This window comes from Rhodopseudomonas palustris, from assembly GCF_003591005.1.
GTDB classification, from domain to species: Bacteria; Pseudomonadota; Alphaproteobacteria; order Rhizobiales; family Xanthobacteraceae; genus Rhodopseudomonas; species Rhodopseudomonas palustris_K.
Genome location: NZ_QYYD01000026.1, coordinates 22993 through 44462 on the forward strand (window position 1 = coordinate 22993; position 21470 = coordinate 44462).

12 protein-coding genes are annotated in these 21470 nt (G+C 60.7%); 11 read left to right on the forward strand and 1 reads right to left on the reverse strand.

Annotated elements, in window-relative coordinates; all coding sequences use genetic code 11:
- Nucleotides 1-16: 16 nt before the first annotated feature.
- A complete protein-coding gene (locus D4Q52_RS21320; protein WP_119858585.1) occupies nucleotides 17-862 on the reverse strand; it encodes an amidohydrolase family protein in 846 nt (281 codons plus the stop codon).
- 452 nt (nucleotides 863-1314) lie between these two features.
- Here D4Q52_RS21320 and D4Q52_RS21325 point away from each other — a divergent pair, with 452 nt between their 5' ends.
- From D4Q52_RS21325 to D4Q52_RS21380, 11 genes are all read left to right on the forward strand, one after another.
- Nucleotides 1315-2055: an IclR family transcriptional regulator gene (locus D4Q52_RS21325; protein WP_119858586.1), complete on the forward strand. Its 741-nt coding sequence runs from the start codon at nucleotides 1315-1317 to the stop codon at nucleotides 2053-2055.
- 642 nt (nucleotides 2056-2697) lie between these two features.
- Nucleotides 2698-3606: a hypothetical protein gene (locus tag D4Q52_RS26285; RefSeq protein WP_147407839.1), complete on the forward strand. Its 909-nt coding sequence runs from the start codon at nucleotides 2698-2700 to the stop codon at nucleotides 3604-3606.
- A 33-nt stretch (nucleotides 3607-3639) separates the two neighbouring features.
- Complete coding sequence (locus D4Q52_RS21340) at nucleotides 3640-4755, forward strand: calcium-binding protein (RefSeq protein ID WP_119858589.1); 1116 nt, start codon at nucleotides 3640-3642, stop codon at nucleotides 4753-4755.
- 231 nt (nucleotides 4756-4986) lie between these two features.
- Complete coding sequence (locus D4Q52_RS21345) at nucleotides 4987-7449, forward strand: glycosyltransferase (RefSeq protein ID WP_182915399.1); 2463 nt, start codon at nucleotides 4987-4989, stop codon at nucleotides 7447-7449.
- Nucleotides 7439-9769 carry a glycosyltransferase family 2 protein gene (locus D4Q52_RS21350; protein WP_147407840.1) on the forward strand — a complete coding sequence of 777 codons (2331 nt, stop codon included), beginning with the start codon at nucleotides 7439-7441 and terminating at the stop codon, nucleotides 9767-9769. The genes D4Q52_RS21345 and D4Q52_RS21350 overlap by 11 nt, the downstream gene beginning before the upstream one ends.
- Before the next feature lie 41 nt (nucleotides 9770-9810).
- Nucleotides 9811-11025, forward strand: coding sequence for a glycosyltransferase (locus tag D4Q52_RS21355; protein ID WP_119858592.1), 1215 nt, complete (start codon nucleotides 9811-9813; stop codon nucleotides 11023-11025).
- A 232-nt stretch (nucleotides 11026-11257) separates the two neighbouring features.
- Complete coding sequence (locus tag D4Q52_RS21360) at nucleotides 11258-14305, forward strand: class I SAM-dependent methyltransferase (protein ID WP_119858593.1); 3048 nt, start codon at nucleotides 11258-11260, stop codon at nucleotides 14303-14305.
- A gap of 293 nt (nucleotides 14306-14598) precedes the next feature.
- The gene (locus tag D4Q52_RS21365) at nucleotides 14599-15255 is read left to right on the forward strand and encodes a class I SAM-dependent methyltransferase (RefSeq protein WP_119858594.1); all 657 of its coding nucleotides are present in this window, start codon (nucleotides 14599-14601) and stop codon (nucleotides 15253-15255) included.
- A gap of 274 nt (nucleotides 15256-15529) precedes the next feature.
- Nucleotides 15530-17776 carry a peptidase domain-containing ABC transporter gene (locus tag D4Q52_RS21370; protein WP_119858595.1) on the forward strand — a complete coding sequence of 749 codons (2247 nt, stop codon included), beginning with the start codon at nucleotides 15530-15532 and terminating at the stop codon, nucleotides 17774-17776.
- On the forward strand, nucleotides 17766-19121 hold the full coding sequence (locus D4Q52_RS21375) for an HlyD family type I secretion periplasmic adaptor subunit (RefSeq protein ID WP_119858596.1): 1356 nt from the start codon (nucleotides 17766-17768) through the stop codon (nucleotides 19119-19121). Before D4Q52_RS21370 ends, D4Q52_RS21375 begins: the two co-directional genes overlap by 11 nt.
- Nucleotides 19118-21169: a tetratricopeptide repeat protein gene (locus tag D4Q52_RS21380; protein ID WP_119858597.1), complete on the forward strand. Its 2052-nt coding sequence runs from the start codon at nucleotides 19118-19120 to the stop codon at nucleotides 21167-21169. The genes D4Q52_RS21375 and D4Q52_RS21380 overlap by 4 nt, the downstream gene beginning before the upstream one ends.
- Nucleotides 21170-21470 lie beyond the last annotated feature (301 nt).

Consider the following 21470-nt stretch of genomic DNA (forward strand, 5'->3'; position numbering starts at 1 on the left):
AGGATCCTCGTCGGCGTCAGAAGTTGTAGAGACGGGCGGGATTGTCGATCAGGATTTTCCGCCGGACGGCTTCGTCGGGCACGCATTCGTGCAGCAGGCGAAGCAGGTCCTGCAGGTCGGGCATAGTCTCGGCGGTGTGGCCGACATGCGGCCAGTCGCTGCCCCACACCACTTGGTCGGGCGCGGCCTCGACGATCGCCCGCATGAACGGCGCCGTGTCCGCATAAGGCCGGCCGATCCGTGTATTGCGGTCGGCGCCGGAAATCTTGGTCCAGTAGCGGCCGGTCTTCAGCCGCTCGGTGTAGGCTCGAAAATCGGGGTGTTGGTGACCCTTGTCGGCCATGGTCCGCGACATGTGGTCGATCACGTAGTTCAGCGGCAGCTTCTCGAGCTTGTCGGCGGCTTCAGCCAGATCCGAGCTCTCGATCCAGAGCTGAGCATGCCAGCCGCGCTCGGCGACCCGCGGGGCGAGTTGCACCAGATCGTCGTAGCTGGTGCCAAGCGTCGACACCGGCTTGCCGTCCTGCCGGATCATGGTGATCCGCACCGCCTTGAAGCCGGCGTCGGTGAGTTCGTCGAGCCGGCGATCAGAGACGTCCGGCCGCAGGATGGCCACGGCGCGAAGCCTGTCGGGATAGCGGCGCAGCGCGTCGTAGGTGACGGCGTTGTCGTCGCCCGATCCCACGGCGTGAACGATCACGCCGCGGGTGATGCCGAGCCTGTCCCACACCGCGAAGGCGTCTTCGATCGTGAAGGGCTTGGTGGCTGTGAAACGACCCTCGTCGCCGGCGGGAAAGCGATCGAACGGGCCGTAAATGTGGAAGTGACAGTCGCAACTGCCTTCGGGCAATCGATAGTCCATGCAGGCCGATCCTATGTTGAGAGATGTTGCCGCCGCGGCGCGCGCGCCCGCACAGGGGCCGTCGCCAGCCCGATGGTTTGATGTCGAAAAACGTGGCGTTGAGACTTGATGGCGGAGGCGCGCAGGCGGCGCTCGGCCGAGATCATCCCGTCGCGGCAGACAATTCCATGCCCGGCTCCATGACGCCTCCCTGCAAGCCTGCGCCATCTGCGGTGGCGCTTTTTGCTTCTCTGCGGCTGCGACGCCGCGGCCTGGACGGCCGAGGTCGACCTTAAAATCGACCGGTCGACGAGTCCACCATATTCCAGATATATAATTCCATTTCCATGGATATGGAAAGCAGTGGCGGCCGCGGCTGCGCCGGTCTAGACTGTCGTCAACTCGAGAGCGGTTCAGCGCCGAACCGATTCCGGTCGAGCGCTGGGCTGGTCGAAAATTCCGCGTATGGGCAGATGACAGATTCCAGCATCAAGTCGGCCAAGCGGGTGTTCGAAGTCCTCGAGTACTTCGATGACGTCAAGCGCCCGATTTCGTTGAAGGAAATTGCGGCCAAGTGCGACTATCCGACGTCGAGTGCGGCCGCATTGCTGAAGAGCATGGCGATGCTCGGCTACCTTTTTTACGATAGCTACAATCGCACCTATATGCCGACGATGCGCATCTCCCAGATGGGCCGCTGGCTCGACACAGGGCTGTTCGGCGACAGTGCCATTCTCGCCCTCGTCGAGTTCGTTCACGAACAACTCGACGAACTGGTCAGCATCAGCACCCAATCCGATCTGCATGCGCAGTACATCTACGCTCTGCAAACCAGAAAGCGCCTGCGTTTCGAGGTGAGGCCGGGGGATGTTCGGCCGCTTGCGATCAGCGGGATCGGCCGCACGCTCCTCAGCGGCCACCCCGACGGGGAGATTGAACGTCTGCTTCGCCGTATCAATGCCGTGTGCCCGCCGGAGGAGCACTTCGAACTCGGAGCCTTGATGAAAATCGTCAACGGAATCCGGCGTGCCGGCTTCATGTTCTCGAAGCACATCATCGTTCAGGACGCCGGGGTGATCGCAGTCCTGCTGCCGAAGCGTGACGCCGGACGCAATCTCGTTCTCGGAGTCGGCGGCCCGGTTTCACGACTCGAAGAGCGTCAGGAGGAGATTCTGGCTTGCATCCGCGAAGGTATCGCGCGGTTCATGACGTGAGAACCGGACGATCGGCGGGAGAGGGCGCGCGGCGCCGCGAACCGCCTTCAATGCGGAATTGGAGCGGGCATAGGAGTTCCAGCACGCCCTTGTCCGATCGGGAACTCCACACCCTTCCGAGGCTCTCGATCTGCGACGGAACGCCGCAAGTCGGACCGTTTGGGTTCCCGCTCCCGGTTCGATGATGCGTCCTCGTCGGGCGATTCGGACCAGGCGGTCGGCTGTCAGTCGCCGCCCCAAATGAGAATGCAGCAATGCCGAGCGAACTTATTGCGCTGCAACATCGGTATCCAGTTGTGCCCGCCATTATGGGCCTCTCGCGCGCCAGATGGGCCATCGACTCGCGAAGCACCGGTATCCGACCCGTCCGTCTACCGCTCCACCCCGATCCGGAGCAGGCCGTGGCCGCCCTGAGCCAAATTTCAACTTTTCGGAACTCCATCAGACCCTTCTGTGCAATTGAGCACATGCAGTAAGATAGTGATAATGCTTGGAACTCGCAATTTGGAGTTGCCCGTTTGTGGCTCTTGAGGTACACGGGTAAGTGAAGGTATGAACGGAATTTAAGGAATTGCACGGGTAGCGATCATGAACGATACAAGCTCCCGTACACGCCGAGTTTTTGTGCAGCCAGGGCTCTTCGTGGCTGATTACGCCCAAGCTGCAGACGCTTCGGCGCCGCCCACGGTGGTGGTGAAAGCCGAAGATCCTTCTCTACCCGGAATTTCTGTTGTTTCATGCCCTGGCCGGCCGCTTGGGCAGTTGCGGCAGGTCAAAGACTGCCTCGTAATTTACGCTGCGGTTCCTGCGGCGGTCACGATCACCGTTCATCCCCGGTATGAAGGTGGTTCTGTTGAGGCTACCGTCGAGATCAAGCGGCTTGGGCCCGATCCTCTTGAGGCCCAGGATGCGCCGGACCTTCCTGCCGAATTGCCGAGTCTTCCCCGTTTGCGCGCGCAGGCGGTGGGCGAGGCGCGCCGTGAATCTCAGCATGCAGCTCCTGCCCTGAAACTACTTTGCCACGTGGCTGGCAGGGGCGATGTGACCGTGGCGGGTGGCCAATGGGTCGCCGGCCCCGAAAGTCCCGCTCGGATCGAAGGGGTCGCTCTTATTCCCGAGGATGGCGGGTCGCGTATCCGTGTTCGATACCGGGTTAGGTACGAAGACAAGAAGCTGCGCGACGGAGCGAAGAACCTCAATCGCGACTTCGTTTCTCTCGGTGAATATGCCGGAACTAAGCGGCGCGCGCTCGCGCTCGTCGGGATCGAGATCGAGATCGACGAGCCGTATGCGGACTACGAGATCACCGCGCGCGCTCTGTTTCTCGGTTCACAGGTCGTCGAAAAGGTCGGGTCGTCAGTGCAGTTGCTGGGTCCGACTGGACGAGAGCCTTTGATTGGATTGTCGGTCGCTGTTACGCCGGCATGGGCTGCGCGTGCAAACGGCAGTCATCAAGGCTTGATGAAATCGTCATCGCCGGCTGACGATCGCTCGATAAGACCGGTGCAGGGTTCGCGGGTGAAGGTCTTCAGATCTTCTCCCACCGTTTAGTAAGTTGCTTGGTGCAAAAGTCTGGAGATAATAATGGCGACATACGACATCACGGAACAGCAGTTTGAGAGCTCCTATTCGACCTTGCCGCCGGATACGCTTGCTGCGCTGAATGCAGCTCTGGATCAGACCGGCGCCTTCAATGGTGGGAGCTCGGCTACTCTGGCGGAAAACGTAGATCCGTCCACTCCGGCGGACATCTACAATTACACGTCCGGTGGTTCGTACAGCGGGTTCTCTCCGGCTGCCACGGGGTTCTCGTTCAACACATCGGATAACGTGAGCGCCGATATCTCCGGCTACGGCCCGAAGGTTGTCGTGAGCGGCGGCGGCAGCGACACTTTCTTCACGAGCAGCGGCGGCTCGACGAACGATTACGTCGACTCGGGTGCCGGTAACGATACGGTCGGCGCAGGCAGCGGTGACGATACTCTGTCGGGCGGAGAGGGCGACGACCTTCTGGCCGGTGGATCCGGCGAAGATTCGCTGATGGGCGGAACGGGCGACGATCAACTGTTCGGCGATGACGGCAACGACACCCTCGATGGCGGCGAAGGCAACGACATCCTGGTCGGCGGCAACGGCGACGACTCGATGAGCGGCGGCGAAGGCAACGATCAGCTGTGGAGCGACGCCGGCAACGATACGCTGGACGGCGGTGAAGGCGACGATATCCTCGCTGCCGGCACCGGCGACGACAGCCTGATCGGCGGCGAGGGTAACGACCTGGTAGCGGGTGGCACGGGCTATGACACGTTGACCGGCGGTGAAGGCAACGACACCCTGTTCGGCGATGACGGCAATGACAGCCTCGACGGCGGCTCCGGCGATGATTATCTGATCGGTGGTGTCGGCGATGACACGCTGATCGGCGGCGACGGCAACGACACCATCTTCGGTGGCACCGGCAACGACAGCATCGTGGCGGGTGATGGCAACGACGTCATCGGCTACAATGTTGGCGATGGATCCGACACGATCGACGGCGGCGCCGGCAACGATCTGCTGTATATCGACGCGTCGCAGTCCACCGCTCAGGTCGCGACGGTGGACGGTGTTACGACGGTCGCGTTCACCAACGGATCGACCCTCACGGTCACGAACGTCGAGACCATCCAGTTCAACGATCAGACCAACAACATCAGCTGAACCTAGGCTGATCGGAAATCAGAGGCCCGCCATGGCGGGCCTCTCTCATTAGTTAGGTCGTGCGATAGTGCGGCGGCTGTGTTCAAATTGACAATCGACGCAGGCATATTGGACATCCGCTGCGGATGAGGGCTGAGCGAGATGGCTTTCCTCGCTGAACCCGCGGGTTGGTTAGTTCATAATCCTCTCAGGTCCGATCGCTCGTTTGACGATTGCCAGGAGCTCGAGCGCTTGGGCGTTCGTGCTTATGAAAATGGTGATCTGCGCCGGGCGCTTGTCCTGATTGATCGAATTCGCAGAATTGGAGTAGCGCGAGCCGATCTGCTCTGCCTCAAGGCGGACATTCTTGCGCGATTAGGCTTCGCGGGCGCCGCGGCCGAGACTCTCGATCTCGCACTCGAACTCGACCCTGAGAACATTCATACGAATTCCCGCCTCCTGTTGTGGAGCGAGGACACCACCACACGCGTGCGGGCCGCCGAACAATTGATTCGACTATGTCCCGACCAGGACCGAACGCTGGCGCCGGCCTTGAAAGCGCTGAAACAGGCAGGCAGCAAAATCGTCGCAGCGGGACAGATCGTGGCGGACGAATTCGTCGGATGGGTCACCTGGGACGGCGCTGACTCGATCAGTCTGAAGATTTGCGATGGCCACAGCGACGAAACCCTGGCGGTCCGTTCTGAACGGGCTCCCGATTGGGCAGAAATCTTCATCCACTATGGCCGGATCCATTTTCCGCTTCACGCCGCTCGCCGACCTCTTCATCTCTCGATCGAGTTCGACGATATTTCTCTCTGCAAAGTGAGCAGCTACCCGACCGAGCAACAGCGCTCCATCGCGGGGCCTCGATCATCCGATTCGGTGATCGATGCGGACCTGACGGTGATCGTCCCGATCTACAACGACTTCGAGGCGACGCGCGATTGTCTTGACAGTCTTCGTCCGCAGCTGGCGGTGGCGAAAAGGACGGTAGCTGTGCTGGTAAATGATGCCAGTCCGGACGAGCAAATCCAGCAGCTGCTTCACCAGTGTGCCGAAGAGCCGATCTTCACGGTGATGCACAACGAACTGAACCTCGGCTTCGCCGCCACCGTGAACCGGGCGCTGTCGATCGTTCCGCGTGGCGACGTTCTCGTTCTGAATGCAGATACTGTGTTGCCCGCGGGGGCGCTCGACGAACTGGCGATTGCCGGTCGTTCGTCACCCGATATCGGAACCGTCACCCCGCTATCCAACAATGGCGAGTACACCAGCTTTCCCGAACCGTTTCAGGTGAACGAGCTCCGCACGTCGGAGGCGATAGCCGACATCGACCGAGCCGCGAAGGTTAATCGCGACGTTCTCGTGGATCTGCCCAACGGCATTGGATTCTGCCTCTACGTGACGCGGCGCTGTCTCGATTCGGTCGGAGGGATGCCTCACCTGTACGATCGCGGATATTATGAGGATGTGGAATTCTGCCTTCGTGCTCGCGAAAACGGGCTGCGCAACGTTTGTGCGCCCTGGATCTATGTCGGACACGCAGGGTCACGCTCCTTCGGGGGAGAGAAGCGCTCATTGGTGATGCGCAACCTCAAGAAGCTCAAGGACAGGTTTCCCGCCTACAACAACGAAAGCGTCGCGTTCGCCAAATCCGATCCTCTTCGCGAATCTCGCGGGAAGATCGAGAAGGAGCTGCTGAGGACGATACGTTTCGACCGTTTGCTGATGGCGCCCGACGATCTCGCCGGCGAGATCGCTACTCGAAGGGCGCAGGACCTTGTTCAGCAGGGTCTGGCAATTCTGACCTGCATCATCTCGGCTTCGGCGCGATCGGCGACGATCCGCTCTCCGCGCGACGGCTATCAATCGCTCCAGTTCAATCTCGATTCCGCGGGCGAGATCGACACGTTAGTCGCTTACATCTCGGATCTCGATATCGCTCGCTTCGAATTCTGCGGATCGTCGCGCCTGATGCTCGACGTGATCCAGCGTCTCAATATGTTTGACAAGCCCTCCGACGTCTTCATTGCAGATGAGGCCTCGGCGGAGCTACGGACCTGGATCGAAGGACCCAGCAAGTCGTCACGCCACGCTGACCGCAAGATTTCGCGAGCCGCCGGCTCACCCCCTGCCGGGTCCGGACGTTACATCGCGCCAAATGACGAGGCGCGAGCTCTCCTGGCGCAGAAGCGGATCAGATCGGACCGAATCGACACCGAGCCGGATCTGAAAGTCGTCACCCAATTCAGCGTGAGCTTTTCGGAAAGCCCAACCGTCCGATGCGGCGTGGTTCTGAATGAGCATTGTCCATCCACCTTCAAATCGTTCGTGGAGGTCATGCGGCGATTGAGCGGCGTTCAGAACCTTCAGTTCTTCGTGCTGGGCAGTACCCTCGAAGACAATTGTCTCATGACGCTCGGCAATGTCTTTGTGCTCGGTCCCACGAGTGCCGATGAAATCGCTGCGCTGACTGACATCTATCGGCTTCAAAGACTGCTGATCTACCTGCCTCAGCCGATATTCGGATGGAGTAAACTTCAACAAGCGTGCCGACTTGGTCTGCCGACCGCGCGCTTTGTCTGGCCATTCACTCCACGCGTCCCGCCAGGTGACCTTCGCCTCGATACTGCGATGCCGCCTGCTGTGTTGGCAGATCGATTATCATCTTGGTTGGTTGGTGCCGGTCGCGAGGCGAGCGATGTTGCATGATCGCGTCGTGAGCGGAGCCGCGACGGGCTTGTTGGTCCGCTTTGAACAGAGCGGTCCCACATCATTCACGGGGTACGTGGTCGATCAGGACGATCTGACGCTGCGCCATGTGGTGGATATCCTGGGCGACGGGGTGCCGCTGGCTCTGGTTCGCTGCACCATGCCCAGCGACGAACTCGTCGCGTCCGGGAAGGGCGATGGATGTTACGGCTTCTCGGTCGACTTCGCCCCTGAAACGCTCGGCCGGTTCGAGTTCATTGAAGCCAGGATCGCGAATACTGCAATCTCGCTGGGTCAAGCGATCCCGATTGCGCTTTCCGAGCCCGAAACTCATTCCGCCACAGGCGAGGTGAAGTGGCTGGGAGAGTTGCGGATTGCAGGCTGGCTTGCCGACGCCAAGCGGAGCAGGCAGATGGTGACCGCATTGCTCGACGGGCACGTCGTCCATCAGGGGCAGGCCTTGCAATGGGCGAATTTGGAGGAGGGGCGTGAAAAAGGGCTGGCCGTTCCGCGATTCGACTTTCACCTCCCGCATCGTTTTGCCGACGGACGAGCGCGAACGTTGCGCGTCGTCGACGGTGCCGGGAACGAGCTGAAGGGAAGTCCGCTCAGGTTCGTCGCGTATGGCGACAGGCTTGAACAACTGGTCAACACGCTGTCCGACGTCAGCGCGGAGCGGCTCCGAATCGAGCAGTTTCGGCGGCTGTTTCCCCGCTCCCTTCCATTCACCTCTTATAGTATGATCCATCCGCTCATCGACGAGCAGTGCAAGCTCGTTGAAAAGGCAGACAGCAGTCCGATCGTCGCCATCCTCGGCGAAAACAATTGCGAGGCCACCCTGCAGAGTCTGCAGCACACGGCCGAGCGCTGGACGGCGAGCGTTGTTTCATTGAATCTACGTGGGGAGTTCTCCAGCGATTTTGTCGACTTCCTCGACGGTGAAGCCGACGCGGATTGCGTGGTGTTCGTCACATCGGGACTGGCATTTGCGCAGAGCGGCCTGCAGCGCCTGGTCGGTGCCTTTCGCGACGCGCCCGACGCCGCCTTCGCCTACGCCGATCTGATCGTCGCCGCCTCAGATGGCAGCCAAAGGCTGATTGCGTTGACGTCCTTCGATTATGAGCGGCTCGTCGAGCAAGGCTACTGCGCCCATTTGTTTGTTGCATCACGCGCCCGCGTAGTCGAATTGCTTCGCCGGAATGCCGCCACAAATGTTTACGATCTGCTCCTGGCGCTCGTGATCGGCCCGACGCAAGTCGATGTTGTGCACGTGCCGGGCGGCGCCGGCATCTTGCCGGCGCTCGACATCGAAGCGGAGGCCGCCAGGCTGCTCGCTGCCGGGATCCGGCATTTTTCAGAGCGCGACGTATCTGCCGAGTTCCGGCCGGGCAGCGGCTCGATGTTTCCGGCGGTTCGCGTCTCACGTCGTCCCGAGCAGGGGACGACCGCGATCGTCATTCCGACGCGCAATCAGGCGCGTCTATTGCGTAAGTGTCTGGAGAGCATTCGCGGCGCCGTGAAGCGTAACGGCGCCAAAGTCGTCGTGGCCGACAACGATTCGACCGACGCCGAAACGCTGCAGCTGTTCGACCGGATTGCGGCCGATGACGTGTCGGTGATCCGGGTTCCCGGATACTTCAACTATGCCGACATCATGAACCGCGCGGTTGGCCAAATCGATTGCGATCGAGTTTGTCTGTTGAACAATGACATCTACGCGCTCGACGACGACTGGCTGGAGGAGATGATCGGCAGGCTGTCCGAGCCTGATGTCGGAGCTGTCGGCGCCTTGTTGTCGCTGCCGAGTGGTGTCACGCAACATGCGGGCATTGTGCTGGGACCCAAGCAATCCGCTGTCCACGTCGGCACCGAGCGAATTTGGGGAGACCCGGGCTATTCCGATCTACTGAGCGTTGCGCGACAGGCGAGTGCGGTCACCGCGGCTTGTCTGATAACTCGAACAGCCGACTATTTCGCCGTCGGAGGTCTCGATTCGGCTTATTTTCCGATCGACTACAACGACGTCGACTATTGCCTCAAGCTGCGGGCGCTCGGAAAGCGCATTGTCGTGACGCCTTATGCACGCCTGCTACATCTCGAGTCGGCGTCCCGCGGAGCCGTAAATGCGGAGGCGCCGCAGTTCAAATTGTCACTGCAACGGCTGCGCGAGCGCTGGATCGACGCTCTCGACGACCCTTACTACAATCCCTTGCTGGCTTTGGATGAAACACCATTCACCGCACTGGCATGTCCGCCGCGAAATCTCGAACCGAGGCGTCTCCATCATCCGAGGATGGTGGAAGTCGCCGTCGCATCGTGATCGCTCGACGAGTTTGACCAGGTGAGAATTCGATAGAACCGATGACGAGCGTGCTTTTTGTTCACAATAATCTTCCGGGGCAATATCTCAGGCTGATCGAACGCTTGCAGGAACTTGATGGCTTTTCTCTCGCCGGCATTGGCACGGTACGCGCCCGCGGCATTTCCGGCCTGAAGATGAAGAAGTACTCGATTTCGTCCGACGGCATCGCAGATGTGCATCCCTTCGCACGTCGGTTCGATTTGGAGAGTCGCCGCGCCGAGGCTGTTCTCTATGCGGCGGTCGCTGCTCGCGACGAGGGCTTTGTCCCCGATGTGATATTTGGTCATCCTGGATGGGGTGAAGTGCTTCCGTTGAGGGAAGTCTTTCCGCGGGCTCGGCTATACTGTTATTCTGAATATTTCTATCGGTCGGACAACGACTTTCGCTTCGACCATCAGGCCGTGCGGTTCGGACTTCCCAATCGGGTCGGATTGGAAATGAAGAATGCTGCGACGCTGATCTCGCTGGTGGCTTCGACGGCGGGGATCGCGCCGACCGAGTGGCAACGGTCGTTATTCCCGGCTGAATTCCAAGCCAAGATCAAAGTGATTCACGACGGCATCGACACCGCGAAGATCAGAAGGAATGGCGCAGCAGAACTTCGTCTCGACAACGGCAGAACGCTGACGTCACGCGACGAGGTCATTACCTACGTGGCCCGCAATCTCGAGCCGTATCGGGGATATCACATCCTCATGAGGGCGTTGCCAAAGATTCTGTCCGCACGTCCGCAAGCACAGGTGGTGATCATCGGCGGCGACAGAACCTCGTATGGCGCCCCCCCTCCGGATGGCCGCCGCTGGAAGGAAATCTACCTCGACGAAGTGGCGGATCAATTGCCCATGGATCGCGTCCACTTCCTCGGTCGGGTGTCTTATGAAGACTATCTGAACGCGCTGAGTATCTCGTCGGCGCACGTCTATCTGACCTATCCGTTCGTGCTGTCGTGGTCGATGCTCGAAGCGATGGCGTCGGAATGCGTAGTGATCGGATCCAGCACTGCGCCTGTCGAGGAAGTGATCGAGGACCGGCGCAATGGTTTGCTGGTTCAGTTTGGTGATCCGAAACAGCTCGCTGAAACCGCGATCGAGGTGCTCTCGAAGCCAAAGAGTTTCCAGAAGCTTCGCAAGGCTGCGCGGCAGACGGTGGTCGATCGGTTCGATTTTGAAACCCGATCTTGGCCGCAATTTCAGGCTCTGCTGAGTCAGGAATAGGGGCTCGTTGAGGAAGTGAATAGCGATATCAACCTTGAGTTGTGGAAAAATCAAGCCGGCGACGTTGGAGCGTTTTCGGACATCGGCCCGGCCGTTGCGTTCGTCCGGAAGTCGGTTGCTGCTGATCGCCCGGAACAAGGTTGATTAGTACGATGCAGTTGCGGTGTGGTCTGCTACAAGCGTCGACAGCAACAGAGCGATTAAGGGCGCAGGACGCCAAGGAAGACAGTCGATGAATCTAGATCGTACCCGCAATGCGCGACCTGCGTTCATTTCGCAGACATCGACGTGGCGGCCGGCCTACCTTCCAGTCTCCGCTTGGCTTGAGCACGGAGCTTTCGGTTTTTGGCTCGTTGAGGCGACTTCGCCGCGGCTGGTCGTCGAACTGGGAACTGATTTCGGTTTCTCGTATCTGACCTTCTGCCAGGCGATCAAAGGGCTCAATCTCGGCGCGAGAGCTTTCGCGGTCGATACCTGGCAGGGAGATTTTCACGCAGGGTTTTACGGGGAGGAGGTCTTCCAGACCCTCAAGCAGGCCCACGACCAGGACTATCGCGGCTTCTCGACGCTGTTACGAATGACCTTCGACGAAGCGGTCGACAAGTTTGCCGATGGCAGCATTGATCTGCTGCACATCGATGGGCGGCACCTCTACGACGATGTCCGTCATGACTTCAACACCTGGTTGCCGAAGCTCTCCGATCGCGCCGTGGTGCTGTTCCACGACACCAACGTCAGAGAACGGGACTTTGGAGTTTTCCGGTTCTGGGAAGAAATCACATCCGCCTACCCTTCGTTCGAGTTCTTTCACGGGCATGGATTGGGCGTTCTCGCTGTCGGTCCGAACCAGCCCGACGGCATGCGCGCGCTGCTGGAAGCCGACGAAACGGAGCGAAACCTCATCCGATCCGTTTATGCTTATCTCGGCAGCGTCATCAACGACCGGTATGCTCTGCAATCCGAGCGTAGCGTGTACCAGCAAGAGAAGGGCAAGTTCGAGCGCACCATCGCCGAGCAGCACCAGGTGATACAGCGGCTGGAGGAGGACGCTCAGCAACAGCTTCAGTTGCATCAGCAGCAGCTGCAATTGCATCAGCAGGAACTGCAATTGCATGAGCGGCAGTTTCAGATGCAGCTGACCGAATCGATCGAGCGGGAGGCCGAGCTGACCGAACGCCTGGCGAAGCAGGCCGCCGAGCTCGCCGATACGAGGCATCGGCTGGCCATGGAAGCCGGTCGGATCCATGAGGTGTTCTCCAGCAGCTCATGGTGGCTGACATCGCCGCTACGAAGTGCCGCAAGCTGGGCTCGGCGAAAGCGCGGACGGCCCCAATTGCTGCGGACAGCGAACGATATCCTCGCGATCGGGAAACCGGAGGCGAGCGGCGCCCGCCACATCGTGCTGTACTCCGGCGAGCCGGAAACTCCGGGCCACATGTACCGCGTGGCGAGATTTGCCAGCGCTGCCGAGGTGCTCGGTTGTAAAACGACAATCGTGACCGACGACGCCCATCTGGTCGACGCGCCGCCCGGGGACGTGCTTTTTGTCTGGCGCGCGCGTTCGAGCGAAAGACTCGCTCGAGCGGCAGCCGAGGCGCGGGCGCGTGACGCGAGCATCCTGTTCGACGTGGACGATCTGATGATCGAGCCGGAGATCGTCAGCGTCGAAACGATCGACGGCATCCGCAGCCAAGGCATTTCGGAAGCCTCCGTGGTTTCGCACTTCGGGCAAGTGCGTGACGCGTTCCTGGAGTGCGACTTCGGCGTTGCTCCGACGTCCTACCTGGCCGAACGGATGCGCCGCTATCAGAAGCCAGCCGTCGTTCTGCCGAACGGATTCGACGAGGGCACGCTGAAACGATCGCGCCGCAGCGTCCGCCTGCGGGGTGCCCAAGCCGGCGACGGTCTGCTGCGCATCGGCTACGCCGCTGGAACGCGCACGCATCAGCGCGATTTCGGGGTCGCGGTCGGCGCACTGTCGCGGATCCTGCGCGAGCGTGACGACGTGCGGCTGGTGATGTTCTGCGTCAATCAAGATCCGATCGTTCGGCCCCACGAGTTCCCGGAGCTGTCCGGCCTGGAAGACCGGATCGAATGGAGGGAGGCCGTTGGTCTCGCCGATCTGCCCGAAGAGATTGCGCGATTCGACATCAACATCGTGCCGCTCGAGGCGGGCAACACGTTCTGTGAGGCGAAGAGCGAACTGAAATACTTCGAGGCCGCCTTGGTTTCCGTGCCGACGATTGCGAGCCCGACCAACGTGTATGCGTCTGCGATTCGCGAAGGGGTCACCGGCTTTCTGGCGGCGACCGAAGACGAATGGTACGCCAAGATCTCGCGCTTGCTCGACGACGAGGCGCTTCGCGCCGCGATGGCGCGCGATGCCTTTCATGACGCGCTTTGGAAGTACGGACCGGAGCGGCGCATCGAACTGGTCAGTGAAATTCTGGATCGGGCGGATCTGAAGCAGCAGTCGCGGCCTGCTCATGGAATTCGACTGCGCGACGAGATGGCCTCGCGTCGACCGGAGATTCCCGACCACAGGATTGTGTTCAAGCGCGACGAGCTGAAGGAAGCAGAGGTTACGGTGGTCATCCCACTGTACAATTACGCCCGCTATATCGAGCATGCGCTCGAGTCGGTCGGCCGCCAGACGCTCGGGCCGATCGATCTCGTGGTGGTCGATGATCGATCGACCGACCAGTCCCAAGCCGTCGCCGCAAGCTGGTTGGAAAAGAACGCCAAGCGTTTCAACCGAACCCTTCTGATCGAGAACAACGAGAACTCCGGATTGGCGAGATCACGCAACGTCGGCTTTGCGAATTCCGAGACGGCTTTCGTGCTGCCGCTCGATGCCGACAACGAATTGCTGCCGGATTGCGCGACGAAGTGTCTTGAGAAGTTGAGGCACTCACGCGGGGCCTTCGCGTTTCCCGAGATCGCGATGTTCGGAGAGAGCGAAGGCGTCTTCAATCAGGGCCCATTCCTGGCCGAGCGCCTCGTCGGCGGCAATTTCATCGACGCCATGGCGCTGGTGCGGAAGGCTGCCTGGTGCGGTGTCGGTGGGTACGACCACATTCAGTACGGGTGGGAAGACTATGACTTCTGGTGCAAGCTGGTCGAGCTTGGGTTGATCGGCGTCGCGGTCCCGGAGGTGTTGGCTCGCTACCGGGTCCATGGCCAGTCGATGCTGAAGACGCAGACAGACGTCGCGAGGAACAAAGCGCTGGTTGTGGCGGAGCTGGAGCGGCGCCATCCCTGGCTGAAGATCGCCCAGTAATTGCTCGCGTTCGTTCAGATTGTGATCGCGAACAGCAACGGCGGCTCGCGCATAGGCCCGGATGGTGGCTCAGAGAATCGACCCGGAGGCACGACGGTTGGGGCTGATAGATCCGCTGCGGCTTCATCGCCTGCCCGGACGTGGCTGTCTACGGTTGTGGAACCGCGATATCGCGACCATACTTTAGCCTGTGTCGCGGCCGAGTCAGTTATAGGGTTTCGAACCCCTCGGAAATCGGAGCGGCAAGGCGTAGCTTGGAGACGCCCTCCGCTTGGTCCCATGCGAGAATTGAAATGAAGAAAATTCTGAACGTCGGATCTGGATCAGGACCCGCTCAACGGCTGAGTCCGCTCATCGAAGGAGACCGGTGGGAAGAGGTTCGTTTCGATATCGATCCGGAGGTCAAGCCGCACGTTCAGGGGTCGATCTCCGATCTGTCGTCGTTCTTCGGAGAGAACTCGTTCGACGGTGTTTGGTCGTCGCACGTGCTGGAACATCTCTACGCCCACGAGGTCTTTCCAGCCTTGAGCCATTTCCATCACATTCTGCGGCCGACCGGATTTGCGATCATTCTGTGCCCGGATCTCACTGCCGTGGCGAAGTTCATCGTCGAGAAGGGTATGACGACGGTCGCGTATAATTCACCCGCGGGTCCGATCCGGCCGCTGGATATGCTGTATGGGCATTCGCGGGCGATTGAAAATGGACGGCTCGCCATGGCGCACCGAACCGGCTTTACGGCGCAGCGGCTCGGGAACCTGCTCAGGATGGCAGGGTTCGACAAGATTCTGGTTCGGGCGGCCCATTTCGAACTTCGGGCGCTGGCGCTGATGCCGGAGGCCGACTCCGAGGCGATCAGCAAGGAGCTCGCCCCTCTCAAATTCGATTTCGAGGCAACGGGCTCATCGGCCGGACGCGAACTGGAAGACTCGGCGACCGGGCGGGCGTAGTTCGCAAGGTCGTAGCAGGCTCGGCGGCGATCATGCCCGATGGCGGCGGCGCCCGCTGTTAGGAGCGGGCGCTAAGTAGCGCGGCTTTGGTGCAGGTCGGGACCGTTGATCCTCGCGCAGCGATCATTCTTTGACCGACCGCGATGCCTGTCGCGGCCGCTCGATTTGCAAGGGCATTCCCGCGGGCGGAGTATTCTGCTATAATACCGTCGACGTAATCTATTGGTTAGATGACGTTTTTTTAGGCTGCTCGCAGTGGTGAGGAACTATTCAGATGACCAAGCCGGTTGCGCTCGATCGAGAAGATGACGTTGGTTTGGAAGTCGAGCAGCTCTCGTCCGGCCTGAAAGCTCTGGTGATCGTGGCCAAGCATCACGGCCTCCACCTCACCGTATCCCAGCTGATTCACGATAATGTGCTCGACGGCAGCGAGGTGTCTGCCGCGCAGATCGTCCGTTGCGCCGAAAATTCGGGAATGCGGTCCAAGGCCGTCAAGCTCGATTGGTATGATCTGCAAGGCGCGACGAAGACGTTCCCCCTGATCGTGTCGCTGCAGGACGGCACCAAGATGGTGCTGCTCCGCCTCGATGGCGACGAGAACAATCCGCGCGTCGTGCTGCAGGACCCCACCCTGGAGGAAGACTCCCTGCTGGTGATCGACCGGATCCGGTTCGAGCAGGTTTGGACCGGCGAGGTCGTGCTCGCCAAGCGGGACTACGAGATTTCCGACGAAACCCAGCCGTTCAGCCTGGGGATGATCACGGCGCTGGTGTTCCGTGAGAGGCGGATCGTTCGGGACGTCGCCATCGCAGCGTTAGCGCTCGGCTTCCTGGGCCTTGCGCCGATCATGTTCTGGCGCTTGCTGATGGACAAGGTCATCTTCTATCAGGCCTTCAGTACGTTTGCGGTTCTCTGCATTGCGATGGCAGTCGCGATCGTGTTCGAGACCTTGTTCTTCGTGCTGCGGCAATTTTTGGTCCACCAGCTGACCGCCCGGATAGACGTCAAGCTGTCGACCTACATCTTCGAGAAAGTGCTCAGTCTTCCGATCGATTTCTTCGAGCGAACGCAAGTCGGTCTGGTCGCGCGAGACATGCGGGAGGTCTTCCGCATTCGTTCGTTCCTGGTCGGACAACTGTTCGGCGCCCTTCTCGACTCGACCACCCTGATCTTCTTCATCCCGGTGATGTTCTTCTTCAGTCCCCTGATGACGTTCATCGTTCTGGGATTTGTCGGGTTGATCGTGATCTGGCTGATCGTGATGCTGCCGTACTATCGAAAGCGGTCCTCGGCTGTGATCGCGGCGGAAGGTGCTCAAGGCGCCTTCATGGTACAGAGCCTCAATGGCATCCGAACGATCAAGTCGCTGGCCCTGGACTCCCGGCAGAAGCACATGTGGGACGTGCATGTCGCCCGCGTTGCGCGGGCCAGGCTTGCGGAAGGGCTAGCGGCTGTCTCGATCCAGTCCGTGGTTCGCCCACTGGAGCGGCTGGCGGTCAGCGGATCACTCGCCGTGGGCGTCTACATGGCGATTTCGACAACGGACACCTGGTATGTCGGCGCCCTGTTCGCCTTCTTGTTGCTGTCGCATCGTGTTGCGGCTCCGTTGATGCAGATGGCGCAACTCGTCAACCAGCTGGACGAAGCGCGTTCCGCGCTCGGCATCGTCGGTAAGCTCGTCAATCAGCCGCCCGAAGAAGGGCGCTCCGGGCATGGTGTTCGCACGCCTCTGAGCGGCCATGTCGAATTTTCCAACGTCGTCTTCAAGTACAAGGGCGCGGTCTCACCGGCGCTGAACGATGTCTCGTTCGAGATTCCGACCGGAACCACCATGGGGGTGATGGGGAAGAGCGGATCGGGCAAGACCACGATCACCCGGTTGATCCAGCGTCTGCACTCCGACTACAGCGGATTGATCAAGATCGACGGCATCGACGTCCGCGAATACGACGTCGATCATCTCCGCCGAAACGTCGGCGTGGTTTTGCAGGAAAACTTCCTGTTCACCGGGACCATTCGGGACAACATCGCAGCGGCCAAGCCGGACGCCACCTTCGACGAGGTTGTCAACGCGGCCCGTCTGGCGGGCGCCGAAGAGTTCATCGACAAGCTGCCACGAGGCTACGAGACCTACATTTTCGAAGGATCGCCCAACTTGTCCGGGGGCCAGCGTCAGCGTATCGCCATCGCCCGGGCGCTGATCGTCGATCCTCCCATCCTCATTTTGGACGAGGCGACCAGCGCGCTCGATGCCGAAAGCGAGGCGATCGTGAACGCGAACATCTCCCGCATTGCGAGCGGCCGGACGTTGATCATCATCTCGCATCGGCTGTCGTCGCTGGTGAAAGCCGACGCCATTCTGGTGCTCAATCGAGGCGCGATCGACGACATCGGGCGTCACGACGAGTTGCTGGCGCGAAACGACATCTACTCTGGCCTCTGGCATCAGCAGAACAGCCACGCGATCAGCAGTCCGACGCGGACGCGCAGCAGCAGCGGAGGACCCGCCCTTGTCTCGTAGCCCTTCCGCTGCCGCAGCTACTGTCCGGCAGTTTCAGTCCGAAACGGACTCGATCCGCGAAGCACCGGAACCGCTGATTGCCCGCGCGACCTTGTGGGTGTTGTTCTCTCTGCTGGTCGCAACGATTGCGATACTGTTTCTGACGTCGCTCGATCGGGTGGTTTCGAGCGCCGGCGGCACCATCGTTCCGGTCGACCAGTCGATCAGCGTCGTGCAGGCGCTCAATCCGTCGATCATCAAGTCGATCAATGTGAGGGAGGGTGAAGAGGTCAAGGGTGGGCAGTTGCTTGCGACGCTGGACTCGACCTTCACCTCCGCCGACCTGCTTCAATTCAAGAAGCAGGTCGCAAGCTTGCAGGCGCAACTCACTCGGGACAAAGCCGAACTGAGTGGCGGCCCGCTGGAGTTTCCACGGCAGGATGATCCCGACTTCGCGGCCTACGCCACGGTTCAAAAGGCGTTGTACGATCAACGAAACGCGCAATACGCCGCGCAGGTGGCGAGCTTCGATTCGAAGATCGGGCAAATGCAGGCCACGATCGACAAGCTGCGGAAGGAGGATCAGCGCTACACGCAGCGGGACGACGTGCTGAAGAAGATCGAGGACATGCGGTCGTCGCTGGCCGAAAGCGGCAGCGGCTCGAAATTGAATCTCTACCTTTCACAAGATGCGCGCCTGGAAATTCAGAGACAGATCGATTTCACCCACAACAGCCTGATCGAGGCCGAGAACCAGCTCAAGTCGCTCGAGGCCGACCGACGCGCATTCATCGAACAATGGCGCAGCAAGCTGAGCGAAGACCTGGTGAGCACGCAAAGCCTGCTCGACACGGCAAGCGCTTCATATGAAAAAGCGTTGCGGAATCAGGATCTGGTGAGGTTGACCGCCGACGAGCCGTCGGTGGTACTCACTCTTGCAAAATTGTCGGTAGGCTCGGTGCTGAAACAAGGCGATGCGCTGATCACGATGATGCCGCTGCGCACCAAGCTCGATGCTGAAATCAAGATCCTCTCTCGTGATGTCGGCTTTGTCAGGCCAGGTGACAGTTGCACCCTGAAGATCGACGCTTTCCGCTACATCGAGCACGGGACAGCGGAGGGCAAGCTGCGTTGGATCAGCGGAGGCGCCTTCACGACGGACGACAACGGCCAGCCGGTTGATGCTTACTACAAGGCGCGTTGTTCCGTCGATGCCATGAACTTCCGCAACGTGCCGGCGAACTTCAAACTCATTCCCGGAATGACACTGTCGGCCCACATCAATGTCGGCAAGCGATCGGTCGCCATGTATGTGATCGGCGATATGATGCGCGGGCTTGGCCAGGCGATGCGCGAACCGCAATGAGGGTGTCGGTTCGACGATTGCAGGAACGCGTCGCGCGCGTTCGGGCGCGCTTGCTGCGGCCGGCGGTCCTCGTCGAGCGTGGCCAGGCGGCTTTCGAACGTGGGGCGCACGTCGAGGCCTTTTATGAGTGGCGAGAAGCTGCCGAAAAGGGTTCGATCGAAGCCACAGCTCTGATTGCCAAGCTCTATCACGAAGGGAAGGGGGTCGCACGATCGGTCCCCGACGCAGTGTCTTGGTACGAGAAAGCCGCCCATGGCGGCGATGCCGTCTCGCAATTCGAGCTCGGCAAGATCCTGATGCAGGGCTTCGGGGCCGCGCGTGCCGTTGCGCAATCGGATGACGGCACGCCGAAAAGCAAGTCGTCCGCGACGGCCACCGTGTTTCCCGCCGGACAGTATCTCGACAAAGCACCGGAAACCGGCTTCGCCTGGATCGGCAAGGCCGCCGCGGCCGGTTTGCGAGATGCACAGGCCATGTTGGGAGACCTTCTGCGGGCGGGGCGTGGCTGCGATGTCGATCTTGAGGCGGCTCGGGCTTGGTACGAGAGAGCGGCCGAACAGGGCGCGGCCAGTGCTGCGTTCGGGCTTGGCGACATCTTCTACCAGGGACTCGGCGTCGAGAAGGACGCCGCGATCGCGGCGGAGTGGTACAAGCAAGCTGCCGCAAATGGTCATGTCCGTGCCCAAACGGCGCTCGGCTATCTGCACCGAAACGGTGAGGGTGTTGCCAGAGATCTCGTCGCGGCGGGAAGATACTTCCAGGAGGCGGCCCGCCACTCCGACGTGAATGCGTTGTTCAGCCTTGCCGAGATGTATCTCGAGGGGTCTGGCGTCCCGAAGTCTATTTCCAAGGCAGAGACCTGCCTGCGAAAGGCGGGACGGCGCGGGCATCTTCCGTCGATGATCAAACTTGGAGAGCTCTACTCCCGAGGACTTGGTGCCGAGCCGAACCTGACGGAAGCGGCCGAATGGTACTCTCTGGCTGCGGAGAAAGGGGACGCCACGTCACAGTTTGTTCTCGGCCGATTCTATGCAAATGGAACTGGGGTGCCCCCCAACCAGCGTCTGGCAGCGAAGTGGTTTGAGAAGGCCGCGGAGGGCGGACATCCGACGGCGGCGCACCAGATCGCCCAGTCGCTGCTGAATGGCCGCGGCGTTGAACCTGATCTGCAGCGGGCAACCCTTTGGCTGCGCAAGGCGGCGGAGGCCGGGATCGGTCAGGCGCAGCTCGAACTCGGGCGCTTGTACTTCACCGGCAAAGACGCGCCCATCGATCAGGATGAGGCCGCCAAGTGGCTCGAGAGGGCCGCTGCTCCGGGCGATGCAAAATCGGTCCTCGCCGTGGCGGAGGTGCTTGTCCTGGGCGGCAAGGAGGCAAGAGCGCGCGATCTCCTCGATCGGCTTGCCGAGAGCGGACATGGTCCGGCAAAATTGCGGCTTGCCCAGTTGTTGACGAAGGGCGCAGCGGCGCCATCCGACATTGGCAAAGCGCTGCGGCTGTACGGTGAAGCAGGAGAACTCGGGCACCCCGAAGGGTTTCTCGCCAAAGGCATATGCCTGATGAGCGAAGGCTCGGAATTCTTCGACTCCAAAGCGGCCGAAGCGGCCCTCCAGCAGGCGGCCAACGCAGGCACGGCGCAAATCAAGGCGACGGCATTCTTCCAACTCGGGGTGCTGTTCTGCCGCCGTGAAGACGGGAAATCGGAAGTCGAAAAGGGGTTCGGCTACTACGAACGTGCAGCCAAGCTGGGTCACCCGATCGCCCAATACAACGTGGCCGTGATGATGCAGAAAGGCGTCGGCTGCGCTGCGGACCCAGCCGGAGCGCTGGTCTGGCTCAAGAAGGCGGCCGATGCAAAGATTCCGCAAGCCCAGGTGGCGTTGGCCGACGCCGAGCTCGCGCGTCGCGGCGCGAAGGATATTCCAGGCGATGTGTTGAGCCTGTATCAGCTGGCTGCCAGCGCGGGCAACGAGACCGCACGCAAACGCTTGCGGGATCTGGCGAAAGGGAGCCAGCCGGCCGCTAAGCCCGGGGCGCCGCAACAATGACGTTCGGGCTGGGATGCGCGGAGGGCCGCCATCGCCAGCCCGAACATTGCAAGCGCTAGTCCGTATCCATCGTACTGAGCCGCTACCCGGAGAGCATTGGCTCAAGGTGCGCGTCGCAGTTCTCAGCCAGTTCGCAAATCGCTGAGTTTGCTCACGCGATCTTGCATCGCCGGACGCGTCCCGACCATCCAAGCCTTGTTCGCAATTCCTTCAGTAACGTGAATGCCCGGCACGAGGCCGGGCATGTCGTGGTTCGATGCAACCGCCACCGAGAGAACGTCTCCAGGCGATGGAGCAAACC